Below are 15,652 nucleotides of genomic sequence, written 5' to 3' on the forward strand. Positions count from 1 at the left end.
CAAACCAGTCAAAACCCTTAAAGCTCAACTCGCTCAACCAACCCCAAGGACGCATCAGCCTGCCGCTTGCGGCGCCGCCGCCCTCGTTGTGGCGCCATATAGACCCCACAAACCAAAACTGTCAACGACCAATCCAAACTTTTTCCAAAAATTCTTTCCACAGACAAACACTCAAATAAGACCGACCAACGCGGCCCTTATATAAGTGTGCATTCCGCCCTATGCGGAGAGCCACCCCATGCGGTCGGCCACGTCATTTGCAAGCGCGCGCACCCGCCTGCCCATGTCTTCTATTGTGTCGGGACGCGCTTCCGCAGCCATCATCGACAAAGCGATGCCCGCTATAGGGTGAAACGGCCGATCGCAGATCGCAGCGCCGATACAGAACATGCCCTCACGCAACTGGCCATTATCGAGCGAATAGCCCCTTGCCTTTGCTTCGGCCATCTCCGCTTCCAGCACCTGGAGCGAAGGCGCGCTCGCCGGTGTAATCGGTTCCGGCCATTCGGACGGCAGATGGCGGGCGAGCTCCTGCGGCGACATCGCGGCCAGCATGGCCTTGCCGGTCGCCGTAAAGACGGCGGGAACCCGCATGCCGATGCGGAATGTGATCCCCAGAGGCGCGGTGGAGTTGCGGCACGACAGATAGATGACATCCGGCCCTTCGAGATGCGAAAGCGTCAATGTATGCGCGCCCAGCCCATCCGCCTCCGCCACCGCCTCGTGAAATGCATCGACAATGTCGCTGCCCGCCATGAACACATTGGCCCAGCGCACCGATTGCGATCCCATGGTGAAGCTTCCATCGCTGTTGAGCTTGAGCAGTTTGAGATGCACCAGCGTCTGGCAAAGTCCGTGCACGCTGCTTTTCGGCAGGCCGGTCCGGCGGGCCAGGTCTGAAAGCTTGAGCCCCTCCGCCACGCCCTTGCCGCCTTCCTGCGCGGATGTCGCGATCTGATCCAGAATTTGTGCCGCGCGCATGACCGCCGGAACCAGTTTCTGGGAACTCTCGCTCTCGCTCACCGTTTTCGTCATAGCTTTGCCACTCACCTGATCGACCGCCCGATAAACCGTTGACTTTGAGCGGTGCGGCCTGTTTAATTCAAAATATCGTAAGCCGTTCAATATACTGAACAGGCTTTCTCTGCAAGACTGGGATGGAACATTATGCTCGCTTTGAAAGACCCCTCACTGCTCAAATCGCAATGCCTTGTCGATGGGCGCTGGATAGACGCCACGGATGGCGCCAGGATCGACGTGACCAATCCGGCGGACGGCTCGGTCATCGGCACGGTTCCCTCCCTTTCTGTTGTGACCATCAAGGAAGCCATCGACGCTTCCGCCAGGGCGTTCCCGGCATGGGCCGCCAAGACCGCCAAGGAACGCACCGCGATCCTGCGCAAATGGTTCGATCTCATCGTCGCCAATGCCGATGATATCGCCCTTATCATGACGTCGGAACAGGGCAAGCCGCTTGCAGAAGCGCGCGGCGAAGTTCTTTATGCGGCGTCCTTCATCGAATGGTTCGCGGAAGAAGCAAAGCGCGTCTATGGCGACACAATCCCTGCCCCGCAGGCCGGGCAGCGCCTGACGGTCATCCGCCAGCCGGTCGGCGTGACGGCGGCCATCACCCCGTGGAACTTCCCGGCGGCGATGATTACCCGCAAGGCAGCCCCTGCCCTTGCCGCCGGCTGCACCATGATCGTGCGCCCAGCCGATCTCACCCCGCTGACGGCGCTGGCGCTTGGCGTTCTCGCCGAAAAGGCGGGCATTCCGGCAGGCGTTCTCCAGATCGTCACCGGCAAGGCGCGCGAAATCGGCGCCGAACTGACCAGCAACGATATTGTGCGCAAGCTTTCCTTCACCGGGTCGACGGAAGTGGGACGCCTGCTGATGGCGCAGTGCGCCCCGACCATCAAGCGCATCTCGCTGGAACTTGGCGGCAATGCGCCGTTTATCGTGTTCGACGATGCCGATCTGGATGCGGCCGTCGACGGCGCCATGATTTCCAAATACCGCAATGCGGGCCAGACCTGCGTTTGCGCCAACCGCATCTATGTACAGCGCGGCGTTTACGACAAGTTCGCCGAAAAGCTTGCCGCCAAGGTCAAGGAACTCAAGGTCGGCAACGGCACGGAGCCGGGCGTGGTCATCGGCCCGATGATCGAGCCGAAGGCCATCACCAAGGTCAAGGCGCATATTGACGATGCCGTGTCCAAGGGCGCCAAGCTCATCACCGGCGGCAAGGAACTGGGCGGCCTGTTCTTCGAACCCGGCGTTCTGACGGGCGTAACCTCCGACATGATCGTGGCCAGGGAAGAAACTTTCGGCCCATTGGCCCCGCTCTTTGCCTTCGACACGGAAGAAGAAGTCATCGCCATGGCCAATGACACGATCTTCGGTCTGGCCGCTTATTTCTATACGGAGAATTTCAGCCGCGCGATCCGTGTCAGCGAAGCGCTGGAATATGGCATGGTCGGGCACAATACCGGCCTGATCTCGAACGAAGTCGCGCCTTTTGGCGGCGTGAAGCAGTCCGGCCTTGGCCGTGAAGGCTCCAAATATGGCATTGAGGAATATCTCGAGACCAAATATATTTGCAGCGCCTATAAGCGTTAAGAACCGCTATTTTCCCGGCGGTTCCCAAACTGTCCGGTGCAAAGCAGTATCAAGGAAGACGGCGCGCATTGTTCGCGCCGCCTTTTTTATTTATAGACGGTGCAACCGCTAATATGGCTTCGGCCAAGAAATTCCGGAAAATATATGCTGCGCCGCCTTTACGACTGGACGATTTCGCTTGCCGCCAGAAAATCCGCCGAATGGTGGCTCGCCATCATCGCCTTTGTGGAAAGCTCGGTCTTTCTCGTTCCCGCCGACGTGCTGTTTCTGCCCATGGCGCTTGCCCGGCCCGAGCGCGCCTGGCGCTATGCCTTCATCGCGACGGTAGCCTCCGTCCTCGGCGGCATTGCGGGCTGGTATCTCGGCTATCACGCCTATGAGCAGATCGCCAAGCCGGTGCTCGAAATGTATGGCAAGCTGGACACGTTCGAGCAGTTGCGCGGCACGACCAGCGCCGACGCCATCCTGCTGATGCTGATCACTTCCGGCCTTGCGCATCTGCCGCCGATCAAGGTGGTGACGATCCTGTCGGGTGCGGCGGGCATCAACATCTGGCTCTTCATCGCATCGGCGATCGTTGCGCGCGGGGCACGTTTCTATTTCCTGGCCTGGCTGCTGCGCCGCTATGGCGAACCGATCCGCCATTTCATCGAAAAGCGCCTCGGCCTGATCGCAAGTCTCGTGGCGGTGGTCTTGATCGCGCTCTTCTTTGCCGTGAAATATCTTCATTCCTGAAGAGCCCGCCCAAACTCGGTCAAAATAAATTGCTTGGAGACAAGCCGATTATTTGCCTTAAAAAGCAAGAGAACCTTTTCAGGGAATCCCATATGGCGTTTGCACTCAATCACCCGGTCGGCAAGGTACAGGCATGGACCGCAGGCATCATGACCGTCGGCCTTGCCGCGACTGTCGCCACGGCGCTCGGCTTCGAGCATCTGGCGGGCTTCATGCCGTGCAAGCTCTGCCTCGAACAGCGCACGCCCTATTATATCGGCGTGCCGGTCCTGGCTGCGGCTTGGGTGTCTTATGGCCTGAAATGGCCCCCGATCCTGACGCGCGGCCTCATCCTGATCGGCGCGTTCCTGATGACCTTCGGGCTGGCACTCGCTGCCTACCACACCGGCGTTGAACTGAAATACTGGCCGGGACCGATCGATTGCAGCGCGGAGACGATGAAAGTCACGCTGGATGCGGGCAATCTGCTGAGCGAGCTCAACACGCACCCGCCAGCATGCGACAGCGCGCCGGGCTATTTCCTCGGCCTGTCCTTTGCCGGATGGAACGTCATCGCAAGCCTGCTCTTTGCAGCCATCGGCTATTACGGCGCTTTTGCGAAAAGTGGGAAGTAAGAGCGGAAAACTATAGGGCTGATTCTTCTTTTATCGCATGTTGTTATCGCAAAACCGCTACGCACTTTTGCGCAACATGCTTATGGCTCCAGTTCGACATCCCAGTACAGAAAATCGAGCCAGCTGTCGTGCAGATGGTTGGGGGGGAAAAGGCGGCCGTTATTGTGCAGCTCCTGCACGGTCGGCATGGTTGGCTTCTGGCGCGGCCACATATGCGCGACGGCGGGCATCATGCCGCCCTTGCGCAGATTGCATGATGAACAGGCGGCGACCACATTTTCCCACGTCGTCTCGCCGCCATGGCAACGCGGGGTAACGTGATCGAAGGTCAGGTCGTGCGGCGAGCCGCAATACTGGCATTCGAAACGATCACGCAGGAAGACGTTGAAGCGCGTGAACGCGGGATAGCGCGGCGGCTTTACATAATCCTTGAGGCAAATCACGCTCGGAACGCGCATGGAAAAGGATGGCGAGGAAACGATGTGATCATATTCCGCCACGATATTCACGCGTTCGAGAAACACCGCCTTGATTGCATCGGGCCAGGACCAGAGCGACAGCGGATAATAGCTGAGCGGGCGGTAATCAGCGTTCAGAACCAGCGCGGGCAGGCCGCTGGTCGAGACGGTTCTGGGTGAGACGGCAACATTCAAGGCGCACCTCCTTCAGAGCAACTCCGGAAAGGGCGAAACAGCTCTCCAGGCGGAATTGCGCTTTCGTCGAAGCGCCGCGCGTCCATTTTGGGCGCAACAACGACGCTCCAACCTCGTGAGGACGGCGCCGCGAAAGCAGACAATCAAGCTTCTGCGAATCGAAATACCGTCATCAGCCGATGTGGATAATGTAAGCCTGACGTGACAGGATTGTGAAGCGGAAACACATTTGTGCTCCGGCAAACACGCAAGTTTTACAGCAGCATCTACAGAAGCGGCGCCGCCTCGCGCCCCTTGATGGCGGCATAATAGGCCCAGAACAATCGCGCCGCCACGCCGCGCCACGGCGCCCAGTCTTCCGCAAGCTTGCGAAGGGCCGCGGCATCGGGCCGGGTCTCGTGCGCAAAGGCGTGCCCGACAGCCGTTTGCAGCGCCACATCGCCCGCCGGAAAGACATCCGGATGACCGGCTGCAAAGAGCAGATAAACCTCCGCCGTCCATGGGCCAATGCCCTTGATCGCCGTCAGGGCCGCGATGGCTTCCTCGGCGGGCAGATCGCAAAGCCCGTGCAAATCGAGGCCACCTTCGGCAAGCGCCTGCGCGACGGCCAGAAGCGTCCTCTGTTTGGGGCGCGAAAGACCGGCAAAGCGCCAGGCCTCCTCCCCGCCTGCGATATAGGCTTCAGGCGTCAGCGGATCGATCACCTGTTTCAGCCGCGCCCAGATTGCGGCGGCGCTGGCGGTTGAAACCTGCTGGGCGACGATGATGGAGGCGAGGCTTTCAAATCCGGGTTCGGACCGGCGTAGCGGCACCGCATGGGAGCGCCCGCATATGTCGGCAAGCCGCCTATCGGCGAGAACCAGCGCCTCCAGCCCGGCCTCAATATCGCTCAGTGTATCGATCCGCCGCATCGGACAGCCTTTCATTCTCTCGGCGCACAACGTACCAATGGAATCAGATGACATTCAACTGACAACAAGCTGCCATGACCGTACCCGTGTTCCGCTTTGCTCCCAGCCCCAATGGCCAGCTCCATCTCGGCCATGCCTATTCCGCGCTTTTGAACGCGGACATGGCCGGAAAAACTGGCGGCCGCTTTCTGCTGCGCATGGAAGATATCGACACGGCGCGCTGCACGCCAGCGCTGGAACAGGGCATTTACGACGATCTCCGCTGGCTCGGCCTGACATGGGAAAAGCCGGTGCGCCGCCAGTCGGAGCATTTTGGCGAATACCGCAATGCCCTCACCAAACTGGCGGACAAGGGGCTCGTCTACCCCGCCTTCCTCAGCCGGGGCGAAGTTCGCGAGCAGATCGGCGAGGCTTTCGCCAGGGGCAAGGACTGGCCTTCCGACCCGGACGGCACACCGCTTTATCCGCAGGGCGAGCGCGACCTGACCGAAAAGGAACAGATGGAGCGCATCGCTTCGGGCATGTCCTATGCCTGGCGGCTCAACATGGACAAGGCGCTGGAAGCCGCGGGCGAACCGCTTTTCTGGAATGAAAGCGGTGCGGGTCCGCAGAGTGAAACCGGCCATCTTGCCGCCGACCCCGCCCGCTGGGGCGACGTGGTGATCGCACGCAAGGACACGCCGACCAGCTATCACCTTTCCGTGGTGGTGGACGATGCGCTGCAAGGCATCACCCATATCGTGCGCGGGCGCGATCTTTTCCACGCGACCGCCGTGCACCGGCTTTTGCAGAAACTTCTGGGCCTGCCCGAGCCGCTCTATCACCATCACGATCTTGTTCTGGGCGAAGACGGGCAGAAACTTTCCAAGAGCCGCAAGGATACCGCGCTCGCATCGCTGCGCGAACAGGGGTGGACGCCCGCCGATATTCGCAACAGGCTGTCCCTATGAATGCTATTTTCGCCGCAGCGTCACAAATGATGTGCCCGCGCCCCGATTGACGAAAGCGCGCCGAAGCGGTTCAAAGGCAGCATGTGGCTGGCGTTGAAAGACGCTGGCAGTGGATTTGTTTATTTTGAAGGAGGCTGAGCCATGGTTTCTCAAAAAGCCGGTCATTACGTTGAGATTGAAGGCTTGCGCGTTGCCCCTGAACTGGTGGAGTTTCTGGCCACGGAGGCCGCACCCGGCACCGGCGTGGAGCCGGAAAAGTTCTGGAAGGGCTTTGCCGCCATCATCCGCGATCTTGCTCCGAAAAACCGCGCCCTCCTCGCCAGGCGTGACGAAATGCAGGCAAAAATCGACGCCTGGTACAAGCAGAACCGCGACAAGGGCTACAGCCAGGCCGATTACCAGCAGTTCCTGAAGGATATCGGCTATCTCCTGCCGGAAGGCGGCGCGTTTTCGGTTTCGACCAGCAATGTCGATCCGGAAATCACCCATATTGCCGGTCCGCAGCTTGTCGTCCCGGTCATGAATGCGCGCTATGCGCTCAACGCCGCCAATGCGCGCTGGGGTTCGCTCTATGATGCGCTCTATGGCACCGATGCCATTTCGGAAGCCGATGGCGCGGAAAAGGGCAAGGGCTACAATCCGAAGCGCGGCGAAAAGGTTATCGCCTGGGCAAAGAACTTCCTTGATGAAAGCGCGCCGCTCAGCACGGGCAAATGGGCCGATGCCGCCGGTCTTGCCGTCAAGGACGGCAAGCTGGAAATCAGGCTGACCGACGGTTCGGCAACGGCGCTGAAGGATGGCAGCCAGTTCAAGGGCTATAATGGCGATGCCGCCGCCCCGACCAATGTGCTGCTGGCCAAGAACAACATGCATGTCGATATCGTCGTCAATGCGGACCACCCGATCGGCAAGACCGATCCGGCGCATATTGCCGATGTGGTTCTGGAATCGGCTGTCAGCACGATCCAGGATTGCGAGGATTCCATTGCCGCCGTCGATGCCGAAGACAAGGTTGCCGTCTATCGCAACTGGCTCGGCCTGATGAACGGCAAGCTGGAAGACACGTTCGAGAAGAACGGCAAGCAGATGACGCGCCGCCTCAATGGCGACCGCAGCTACAAGGCGCCGGACGGTTCCACGCTGACGCTCAAGGGCCGTTCGCTCATGCTGGTGCGCAATGTCGGCCACCTGATGACCAACCCGGCCATTCTCGACGCCGAAGGCCATGAAGTGCCGGAAGGCATCATGGATGCAGCCTTCACCAGCCTGATCGCGCTGCATGATATCGGCCCGAACGGTCGCCACATGAATTCACGCGAAGGCTCGGTCTATATCGTCAAGCCGAAGATGCACGGGCCTGAAGAAGTGGCGTTCGCCAATGAAATCTTCACCCGCACGGAAGAAATGCTCGGCATGAAGCCCAACACGCTCAAGATGGGCGTGATGGACGAAGAACGCCGCACGACCGTCAATCTCAAGGAGGCGATCCGCGCCGCCAAGGATCGCGTGGTCTTCATCAATACCGGCTTTCTCGACCGCACCGGCGACGAAATCCACACCTCCATGGAAGCAGGCCCGATGATCCGCAAGGGCGACATGAAGCAGGCCGCATGGATCGGCGCCTACGAACAGTGGAACGTCGATATCGGTCTGGAATGCGGGCTTTCCGGCCATGCGCAGATCGGCAAGGGCATGTGGGCCATGCCCGACATGATGGCCGCGATGCTGGAACAGAAGATCGCCCATCCGAAGGCCGGTGCGAACACCGCCTGGGTGCCGTCGCCGACCGCCGCCACGCTGCACGCCACCCATTACCACCAGATCGACGTTGCCGCCGTTCAGGAAAAGCTCAAAAGCCGCCCGCGCGCCAGGCTCGACGATATCCTGTCCGTGCCGGTCGCAACCCGCCCGAACTGGACGCCGGAAGATATCCAGAAGGAGATCGACAACAACGCGCAAGGCATTCTGGGCTATGTCGTGCGCTGGGTCGACCAGGGCGTCGGCTGCTCGAAGGTGCCGGACATCAACAATGTCGGCCTGATGGAAGACCGCGCAACGCTGCGCATTTCCGCGCAGCACATCGCCAACTGGCTCCATCATGGCGTCGTTTCGCAAGCGCAGGTGATGGAAACCATGAAGCGCATGGCCGCCGTCGTCGACAAGCAGAACGAAGGCGACCCGCTTTATCGCCCGATGGCCGCCGACTTCGACAAGTCGATTGCCTTCCAGGCCGCCTGCGATCTGGTCTTCAAGGGCCGCGAACAGCCGAACGGCTACACCGAGCCGGTCCTGCATCGCCGCCGCCTCGAGTTGAAGCATGTCTCCTAAAAGTGGGAACCGGTTTGAGGAACAAGACATGCGCGGAAATGAAAACTGAAAGTGCAGGGCTGATTCTTTTCACTTGCAAATGATCGAATACGGCGGGAGAAATCCCGCCGTTTTCTTATTCAACAAGGCCCCTGAAATGACCCTCCTCATCCGCCACGCGACGGAAGCCGATCTTGCTGCCCTGCTCGCCATTTATAATGATGCGGTCGAAAACACGCTTGCCATCTGGAACGAAACGCTTGTCGATCTGGAAAACCGCCGCCAATGGCTGGAAAACCGCAACCGCGACGGCTTTCCGGTTCTGGTCGCCGAACGGGGTGGGCAGGTCGTCGGCTATGCGAGCTATGGCCCGTTCCGCCCGTTCGAGGGGTTTCGCCATTCCTGCGAACTTTCGGTCTATGTCGCAAGCGATGCCCGCGGCGGCGGCATCGGGCGCGCGCTTCTGGCCGAGCTTGTGGAGGAAGCGAGCGAGCGCAAGGTGCATGTGCTGGTTGCCGGTATCGAGGCAGGCAATGCCGCCTCCATCGCGCTGCACAAATCGCAGGGCTTTGAGGATTGCGGCACGCTGAAACAGGTCGGCCAGAAATTCGGGCGCTGGCTCGATCTGACCTTCATGCAAAAAACACTCTGAATGGAAGGGCCGCTTTCGCGGCCCAATTTATCAGTTCGCCTGTGCAACGGCGCTGCCGGTCGGCAATTCGCTCAGGCCGATCTCGCCTTCGACCTGGTCGCTGCGGGCCATCAGATAAAGACCGAGGCCACAGGTCAGGACGGCGATGAACACCAGATACCAGGCATGGGCCATCGGATTGACCGCCAGAAGCGAGGTGACGATCACCGGCGTCAGGCCACCGAAGACCGCATAGGAAACATTGTAGGAAAACGACAGGCCGGAAAAGCGCACCGGCGCCGGGAAGGCGCGCACCATCACATAAGGCACCGCCCCCACCATGCCGACCGAGAGCCCCATCACTGCATAGAGCGCGAACAGGACCGGCAGCGAAACCGCCGCATAGGTGTAGAACACGAAAGTCGCGACGCCGAAGAAAATCCCGGCAACGGCAAAGAAGCGCCCGCTGCCGATGCGGTCCACGATAGCGCCCGCGCTCACCGTGCCGAACATCAGGAACAGCGTGCCGAAGCTTGTCGCGGCCAGCGATTGCAGCGGCGTATAACCATAGAGCTTTTGCAGGAAAGTCGCCGTCATCAGCGTGGTGACAACGATGCCGGCCGACAATATCCAGGTCAGCAGCACGGAAATGACGACACCATGCATGTGGTTGCGAAGGACTGTGCCAAGCGGCAGCTTGTCCTTCAGCAAACGGCTGTTTTTCATCTCGGTGAAGATCGGCGTTTCCGCCAGCCAGCGCCGCAGATAGACCGCAAGCAGGCCGAAAATGCCGCCGATGAAGAACGGAATGCGCCATGCATAGGCGGACAGTTCCTCCGGCGTGAATATCCAGTTGATGGCGGTCGCGATCAGCGAGCCGATCATGATGCCGAGCGTCAGGCCGGAGCAGAGGAAACCGCAGGCCATGCCGACGCGGTTGGCCGGAACGTGTTCGGCCACGAAGGTCCACGCGCCCGGCACCTCGCCGCCGATGGCAGCCCCCTGCAACATGCGGAAGACGATCAGCAGGATCGGCGCGCCGACGCCGAGCGTCGCATAGGTCGGCAGGCAGGCCATGGCCAGCGTCGAGATCGACATCAGGAAGACCGAAAAGGCGAAGACGCGCTTGCGCCCGAACTTGTCGCCGAAATGCGCCAGCACGATGCCGCCCACCGGACGCACCAGATAACCGGCCGCGAAGATGCCGAAAGTCTGGATCAGCACCAGCCAGTCCGGCATGTCGGGCGGAAAGAACAGGTGCCCGATGACGCTCGCAAAGAACACGAAGATGATGAAATCATAAAACTCCAGCGCGCCGCCAAGGGCCGAAAGGCCGAGCGTGCGGAAATCCTGCCGGTTGAGCGGACGGGGACTATTGCCTGCGTGGAGATTCGTCGATGCCATCGATCCGATTCTTTCTATCGCATCGGCCCGCAAATCCTCGTCGATTTTCCGGAAAGCCCGATGCGTGGTTTTGAGAAGTTCAGAGCCCCTTGCGCCCCCATGGGCGCACGGCGCTCCAGTCATTTGTCTGCCTTACCCCAATTTTCGGGGGCGCATTTTAATGCGCCAAATGTGTCCGTTCCGCAAGACTTGACTTCCGGGTTTCAAGGTCTATTTTAGAACTATTCTAAACTAATGGATTTGAATGATGTTCAGCCGTTTCTTCCGCAATGACCGCCGCCCTTTCGATTCGCTTTCCGAGCAGGAAATCCTGGCGCTTGCCATTTCCTCCGAGGAGGATGATGCACGCATCTATCTCGCTTATGCCGATGGCCTGCGCGACGAATATCCGCAATCGGCGAAGATTTTCGAGCAGATGGCAGCGGAGGAACACGGCCATCGCGATGCGCTGATCGAACGGCACAAGGCCCGCTTCGGCGACCGGATTCCGCTGATCCGCCGCGAGCATGTCAGCGGCTATTACGATCGCAAGCCGGACTGGCTGGTGCGCCCGCTCGGCATCGACAAGGTGCGCGAAGCCGCGTCGGACATGGAGGAGCAGGCCTACCGTTTCTATGTCGAGGCCGCCAAGCGCGTCAGCGATGCGGACACCCGCAAGCTGCTGGGCGACCTTGCCCAGCAGGAAAAGCAGCACGAGGCCAAGGCGGAAACGCTGGAACTGGCGCTGACACCGGATCATGTGCAGGATGAGGAACGCGCCGCCGAGCGCAAGCAATTCATCCTCACCTATGTCCAGCCCGGCCTTGCGGGCCTGATGGACGGCTCCGTCTCGACGCTGGCGCCGATCTTCGCCGCAGCCTTCGCGACGCAGGATACGTGGCAGACCTTTCTGGTCGGCCTGTCAGCATCCGTCGGCGCGGGTATTTCGATGGGCTTTACGGAAGCCATTCACGATGACGGCAAGCTGTCGGGCCGCGGTTCGCCGATCAAGCGCGGCCTGTCCTGCGGCATCATGACGACGCTGGGCGGCCTTGGCCATACGCTGCCCTATCTGATCAAGGATTTCTGGACGGCGACAAGCATCGCGGCAATTCTGGTCTTCTTCGAACTGTGGGCCATCGCCTTCATCCAGAACCGCTATATGGAAACGCCGTTTCTCCGCTCGGTGCTTCAGGTGGTATTGGGCGGCGGACTCGTGCTCGCGGCAGGCATATTGATCGGAAATGCCTGATCAATATGCATACTATATATTAGTCGCATATAATATTATTCTCAATCATATCAGTATATTGACAATGAATAAGTATGTTTAATAGATTTTGGGCAGATACATATGGGAGGGAGCAAACGTGGAAAATACAATAAATAAAAAAGGTCACCGTTGGAGTGACCTTTTAGAGCGCCGGGGGTCCGTCACGAACTTGCGTGCTGCCGACCGATTCCCGACGTTTCATTGATAAGTTTATTGATAGCGATGAACCATGTCAAGATACCTTTCTCCCAATGAAATAGCCTCAATCAGCACGCTCTTATCAGCCCCACGTTTAGGAACATATCTGGCCATCACTCGCACACGCACATTCGTAGACGCCATTGAACTCCATCAAGCAACGATGAGTCTCGGTATAGCGATCATGGCTGTCACCGGATTGATCGAAGTCAGTTTGCGCAACGCAGTTTGCCACGAATTGGACAATGCACTGCAAATAAATGGATGGCTGAGAAATCCGCCGCAATCACTCAAATGGTCTGCGCTCGAAGTCTATGCGATAAAAAAGGCTGAACAACAGGCCCGCCGTGCGATCTATTCCAAAATGACGAATGCAGAAAAAGTGGCGTTAGACGCCCTGGCTTTTCCCAACGGGGTGCCTGTTGGTATAAAACACCGTAAATTGGCCGAGAAACGTCAGACAAGTATAAATCCTGTTTCGGATGGCCAAATCATTGCACATTTGACGATGCACTTCTGGAAAAGGCTTTTTTCAGAAAACTACGAACAAACATTATGGAAAAGAGCTTTAAAGAAGATTTTCCCAAATAAAACGCTAACGCGAGCGATGATCGCCTCTCACCTGGAAGCAATCTATGAAGTTCGCAACCGACTTGCACACCATGAACCCGTGTATGGAAGTCGACTGGATGCGATTCTGGAATCAATTGATTTTATGACCCACAATTTTGGTAGCGTGAAGCCGAGTGCCGAAACGCCATTAGCCAAACTTATTTTACCCCAGCGGGACATTCTCGCAGGACAAGTCGCGATCTTTAAAGCAACCTTTGAGCGGCTCACATAAACCATGCGTCTTTTGACGCAAAATAGCGTCGGTGCAAAGCGTGCCGCATTTTATCGTAGTCATACGGCACGCCTTAAGTTTTTGTTTTCGTGCATGTCTTCATCCCATCATAGCAGGAACAGAAATCAGTCGAGCGAACTGATTCCCCCGCAGAGACGGTTTCTACTTTTGGGAGACATGCATTAACTACTCAGCGTCGTCTCCGCATCCTGCGGCCGGGAAATCGGTTCCTCGAAATCCTCGATCGCAATGCGCCCCTGCCGGGAAACGGTGACAAAACTGTTTGCCGGCACCGCCATCCAGTTTGCCGCCTCGCCATCGAGCGGTTCGGACACCACGCATATGCCGGAGGATGCGCCAAGCCTCGCCGTATAAAGCGTCGGCGCAAAGGCATCCGTGGCATAGCGGATGGCGTAAAGCTGGTTTCCATCGGAAAAGGCGGCGGTCAGCCGCAGGAATGGCGGCACGCTGGCGCGAACCGCTTCCTCAAGAACCGTTGCCACCATGCGCTTCATGGCAAGCACGGGGTCCCTGTCGAGGCCGAATTCCAGCATCAAAAGAAAAATCAGTTCCGAATCGGTTGCGCCATGCTTCTGGCCATAGACCTCGTCGCTCAGATGGCTTTCCAGCCTGCGGCGCAAACGGTCGAAATGCCCGATCTGGCCATTATGCATGAAGCTCCAGCGCCCGGAAACGAAGGGATGGCAATTGGAACGGCTGGTGAGCCCCCCGGTCGAGGCGCGCACATGCGCAAGGAACAGACGCGAGCGGATCTGCCGCGCCAGGCTGCGCAGGTTCTGGTCCGACCAGGCGGGCAGGATATCCCGGTAGAGGCCGGGCTCATCCCGATGGCCATACCAGGCGACGCCGAAACCGTCGCCATTGGTACGTGTTTTGGCTTCATGCGCATCGTGGCTTTGCGCCACGAGCGAATGGCAGGGAGACGAGATAATGTCTTCCAGATAGGTTTCCGGTCCGAGATAGGCGGCCCAACGACACATGTGCGATCCGGTATTTACCGGCCCCGGTTATGCGTCCGCTCATAAAGCTGGCGAACGATCGTGCTCGCCGTCTTCTCGAACAAAAATGGCAAAATTGCATGAACGAGCGCCGCGAATGCCGCGCAAAAAAGCTTGAACGAAAACCGTCCGGCAAAGGCCATATGTTCAAAATAGGTTTCGTCAACCGACCGGGGATGTTCGGTAAAAAGGCGTGTCAAGCGCGTGGTCATTGGAAGTACTCCCGTCAATGAGTAATTCATTTCCTCTTGTCCGGTGCCGAAAACACCTTTCTGGAAAATCATTCTAGCAAAACATCTGGAGATAAAATCTCAAATTATCCTTGATAAATATGATTCAATGGGACAATCATCCCAACATGAAACCAGTTCTCGACGAAATTGATCGAAAAATCTTGGATGAGCTGCAAATTGACGGCACCCTGTCCGTTGATTCTCTCTCCGAGAGTGTGCATCTGTCCCGCAATGCCTGCTGGCGGCGGGTGAAGCGCATGGAGGACGAAGGCATCATCAAGGCGCGGGTTGCGCTGGTGGATGCCGAACTGGCGGGATGCGGCCTGTCGGTCTTCATCCTTGTGCGCACATCGAGCCATGATCCCGACTGGCTGACGAAGTTTCGCGCCGCCATGGGCCGCTTTCCCGAAATCGTCGGGGTTTATCGCATGACGGGTGATCTGGATTATGTGCTGAAGGCGCGCGTTTCCGACGTCAAGGCCTATGACCGGCTCTACCAGCGGCTGATCGCCAGCGTCCCCCTATCGGATGTTTCGGCATCATTCGTCATGGAAGAGATCAAGGAAACGACCGCGGTTCCCCTGAAGGAATAGCAGCGCGCACCTTCGCCATGCCCGCTGGAGTGATAAGGGCGCTGGAAACCGGATTTTCGTTCCGGACAGCCCCTTCCCGGTGCAAATTGCATGACCCTGTGCGGTACTATCATTGCAAAACGCCAAATAGGCGGTACACCTTTCATTGGTTTTCACGTATGAGCGTCGCCAATTTAACTTCTCGCAAGAAAGGCTCCCTCATGACCGCAGCATCCGCTCAAGCGCCAACGCTCGGCATTATCCGCCTCGAACATGCGAAGGGTCTGGACCTTCCGGCCTATGAGACATCCGGCTCGGCCGGCATGGATCTGCGCGCGGCCGTTGCCGAAGACCGCCAGATCGTTCTCCTGCCGGGACGCCGCACACTGGTGCCGACAGGTCTGATCTTCGAAATTCCGGAAGGCTTCGAAGTGCAGATTCGTCCGCGCTCCGGCCTTGCCTTCAAGAACGGCATCACCTGCCTCAACACGCCCGGCACCATCGATTCCGATTATCGCGGCGAGGTGAAGGTGCTGCTCGTCAATCTGGGCGATGACGATTTTCGCATCGAGCGCGGCATGCGCATCGCGCAGGCCGTGTTCGCGCCGGTCGTCCAGCCCAAGATTGAAGAGCGCGCCGAAGTGACCGATACGGCGCGCGGCGCCGGCGGCTTCGGTTCGACCGGCACGGCATAAGCGCCATAGCGCAAG

General features: G+C 58.7%; 16 protein-coding genes. 10 read left to right on the forward strand and 6 right to left on the reverse strand.

The genetic code is table 11. The features are described 5' to 3' along the window. Positions 1-219: 219 nt before the first annotated feature. Positions 220-1,035, reverse strand: coding sequence for an IclR family transcriptional regulator (locus AVM02_RS04930; protein ID WP_411505884.1), 816 nt, complete (start codon positions 1,033-1,035; stop codon positions 220-222). Positions 1,036-1,167: 132 nt separating this feature from the next. On the opposite strand from AVM02_RS04930, the gene AVM02_RS04935 reads away from it, so the two are divergent. The 3 genes from AVM02_RS04935 (at position 1,168) to AVM02_RS04945 (ending at position 3,968) form a co-directional block, all read left to right on the forward strand. After that, positions 1,168-2,619 carry an NAD-dependent succinate-semialdehyde dehydrogenase gene (locus AVM02_RS04935; protein ID WP_411505885.1) on the forward strand — a complete coding sequence of 484 codons (1,452 nt, stop codon included), beginning with the start codon at positions 1,168-1,170 and terminating at the stop codon, positions 2,617-2,619. A gap of 144 nt (positions 2,620-2,763) precedes the next feature. Continuing rightward, positions 2,764-3,354 carry a YqaA family protein gene (locus tag AVM02_RS04940; RefSeq protein WP_411505886.1) on the forward strand — a complete coding sequence of 197 codons (591 nt, stop codon included), beginning with the start codon at positions 2,764-2,766 and terminating at the stop codon, positions 3,352-3,354. A gap of 92 nt (positions 3,355-3,446) precedes the next feature. Then, entirely contained in the window at positions 3,447-3,968 is a 522-nt protein-coding gene (locus AVM02_RS04945; protein ID WP_411505887.1) for a disulfide bond formation protein B, read from the forward strand. Between the two features lie 80 nt (positions 3,969-4,048). On the opposite strand, the gene AVM02_RS04950 is transcribed toward AVM02_RS04945, so the two are convergent. After that, complete coding sequence (locus AVM02_RS04950; RefSeq protein ID WP_411505888.1) at positions 4,049-4,621, reverse strand: HNH endonuclease; 573 nt, start codon at positions 4,619-4,621, stop codon at positions 4,049-4,051. Between the two features lie 266 nt (positions 4,622-4,887). Further along, positions 4,888-5,532 carry a DNA-3-methyladenine glycosylase family protein gene (locus AVM02_RS04955; protein WP_411505889.1) on the reverse strand — a complete coding sequence of 215 codons (645 nt, stop codon included), beginning with the start codon at positions 5,530-5,532 and terminating at the stop codon, positions 4,888-4,890. 74 nt (positions 5,533-5,606) lie between these two features. Between AVM02_RS04955 and gluQRS the strand changes: the two genes are divergently transcribed. The 3 genes from gluQRS (at position 5,607) to AVM02_RS04970 (ending at position 9,441) form a co-directional block, all read left to right on the forward strand. Next, on the forward strand, positions 5,607-6,482 hold the full coding sequence (gene gluQRS / locus AVM02_RS04960) for a tRNA glutamyl-Q(34) synthetase GluQRS (protein WP_411505890.1): 876 nt from the start codon (positions 5,607-5,609) through the stop codon (positions 6,480-6,482). 141 nt (positions 6,483-6,623) lie between these two features. Further along, entirely contained in the window at positions 6,624-8,810 is a 2,187-nt protein-coding gene (locus tag AVM02_RS04965) for a malate synthase G (RefSeq protein ID WP_411505891.1), read from the forward strand. Between the two features lie 136 nt (positions 8,811-8,946). Then, a complete protein-coding gene (locus tag AVM02_RS04970; protein WP_411505892.1) occupies positions 8,947-9,441 on the forward strand; it encodes an N-acetyltransferase family protein in 495 nt (164 codons plus the stop codon). A gap of 30 nt (positions 9,442-9,471) precedes the next feature. Here AVM02_RS04970 and AVM02_RS04975 read toward each other — a convergent pair whose 3' ends face one another. Beyond that, positions 9,472-10,824, reverse strand: coding sequence for an MFS transporter (locus AVM02_RS04975; protein ID WP_411505893.1), 1,353 nt, complete (start codon positions 10,822-10,824; stop codon positions 9,472-9,474). Positions 10,825-11,071: 247 nt separating this feature from the next. Between AVM02_RS04975 and mbfA the strand changes: the two genes are divergently transcribed. Next, positions 11,072-12,055, forward strand: a complete 984-nt coding sequence (gene mbfA, locus AVM02_RS04980) for an iron exporter MbfA (protein WP_411506009.1) — start codon at positions 11,072-11,074, stop codon at positions 12,053-12,055. 250 nt (positions 12,056-12,305) lie between these two features. Continuing rightward, a complete protein-coding gene (locus AVM02_RS04985) occupies positions 12,306-13,118 on the forward strand; it encodes an Abi family protein (RefSeq protein WP_411505894.1) in 813 nt (270 codons plus the stop codon). A 182-nt stretch (positions 13,119-13,300) separates the two neighbouring features. On the opposite strand, the gene AVM02_RS04990 is transcribed toward AVM02_RS04985, so the two are convergent. Both AVM02_RS04990 and AVM02_RS04995 read right to left on the reverse strand, forming a co-directional pair. Further along, on the reverse strand, positions 13,301-14,119 hold the full coding sequence (locus AVM02_RS04990; protein ID WP_411505895.1) for a class II glutamine amidotransferase: 819 nt from the start codon (positions 14,117-14,119) through the stop codon (positions 13,301-13,303). A gap of 14 nt (positions 14,120-14,133) precedes the next feature. Next, positions 14,134-14,349, reverse strand: a complete 216-nt coding sequence (locus AVM02_RS04995; protein ID WP_411505896.1) for a DUF6356 family protein — start codon at positions 14,347-14,349, stop codon at positions 14,134-14,136. Between the two features lie 146 nt (positions 14,350-14,495). On the opposite strand from AVM02_RS04995, the gene AVM02_RS05000 reads away from it, so the two are divergent. Then, positions 14,496-14,963, forward strand: a complete 468-nt coding sequence (locus tag AVM02_RS05000) for an Lrp/AsnC family transcriptional regulator (protein WP_411505897.1) — start codon at positions 14,496-14,498, stop codon at positions 14,961-14,963. Between the two features lie 200 nt (positions 14,964-15,163). Beyond that, on the forward strand, positions 15,164-15,637 hold the full coding sequence (dut, locus tag AVM02_RS05005; protein WP_411505898.1) for a dUTP diphosphatase: 474 nt from the start codon (positions 15,164-15,166) through the stop codon (positions 15,635-15,637). Positions 15,638-15,652 lie beyond the last annotated feature (15 nt).

Origin of the sequence: Brucella anthropi, assembly GCF_046630315.1 — a bacterium.
Classification (GTDB): domain Bacteria; phylum Pseudomonadota; class Alphaproteobacteria; order Rhizobiales; family Rhizobiaceae; genus Brucella; species Brucella anthropi_A.

Bases quoted from the DNA above. Each gene is read 5' to 3' on its own strand.
- AVM02_RS04930 (WP_411505884.1), bottom strand. From the start codon at position 1,035: ATGACGAAAACGGTGAGCGAGAGCGAGAGTTCCCAGAAACTGGTTCCG.
- AVM02_RS04935 (WP_411505885.1), top strand. From the start codon at position 1,168: ATGCTCGCTTTGAAAGACCCCTCACTGCTCAAATCGCAATGCCTTGTC.
- AVM02_RS04940 (WP_411505886.1), top strand. From the start codon at position 2,764: ATGCTGCGCCGCCTTTACGACTGGACGATTTCGCTTGCCGCCAGAAAA.
- AVM02_RS04945 (WP_411505887.1), top strand. From the start codon at position 3,447: ATGGCGTTTGCACTCAATCACCCGGTCGGCAAGGTACAGGCATGGACC.
- AVM02_RS04955 (WP_411505889.1), bottom strand. From the start codon at position 5,532: ATGCGGCGGATCGATACACTGAGCGATATTGAGGCCGGGCTGGAGGCG.
- gluQRS (WP_411505890.1), top strand. From the start codon at position 5,607: ATGACCGTACCCGTGTTCCGCTTTGCTCCCAGCCCCAATGGCCAGCTC.
- AVM02_RS04965 (WP_411505891.1), top strand. From the start codon at position 6,624: ATGGTTTCTCAAAAAGCCGGTCATTACGTTGAGATTGAAGGCTTGCGC.
- AVM02_RS04970 (WP_411505892.1), top strand. From the start codon at position 8,947: ATGACCCTCCTCATCCGCCACGCGACGGAAGCCGATCTTGCTGCCCTG.
- AVM02_RS04975 (WP_411505893.1), bottom strand. From the start codon at position 10,824: ATGGCATCGACGAATCTCCACGCAGGCAATAGTCCCCGTCCGCTCAAC.
- mbfA (WP_411506009.1), top strand. From the start codon at position 11,072: ATGTTCAGCCGTTTCTTCCGCAATGACCGCCGCCCTTTCGATTCGCTT.
- AVM02_RS04985 (WP_411505894.1), top strand. From the start codon at position 12,306: ATGTCAAGATACCTTTCTCCCAATGAAATAGCCTCAATCAGCACGCTC.
- AVM02_RS04990 (WP_411505895.1), bottom strand. From the start codon at position 14,119: ATGTGTCGTTGGGCCGCCTATCTCGGACCGGAAACCTATCTGGAAGAC.
- AVM02_RS04995 (WP_411505896.1), bottom strand. From the start codon at position 14,349: ATGACCACGCGCTTGACACGCCTTTTTACCGAACATCCCCGGTCGGTT.
- AVM02_RS05000 (WP_411505897.1), top strand. From the start codon at position 14,496: ATGAAACCAGTTCTCGACGAAATTGATCGAAAAATCTTGGATGAGCTG.
- dut (WP_411505898.1), top strand. From the start codon at position 15,164: ATGACCGCAGCATCCGCTCAAGCGCCAACGCTCGGCATTATCCGCCTC.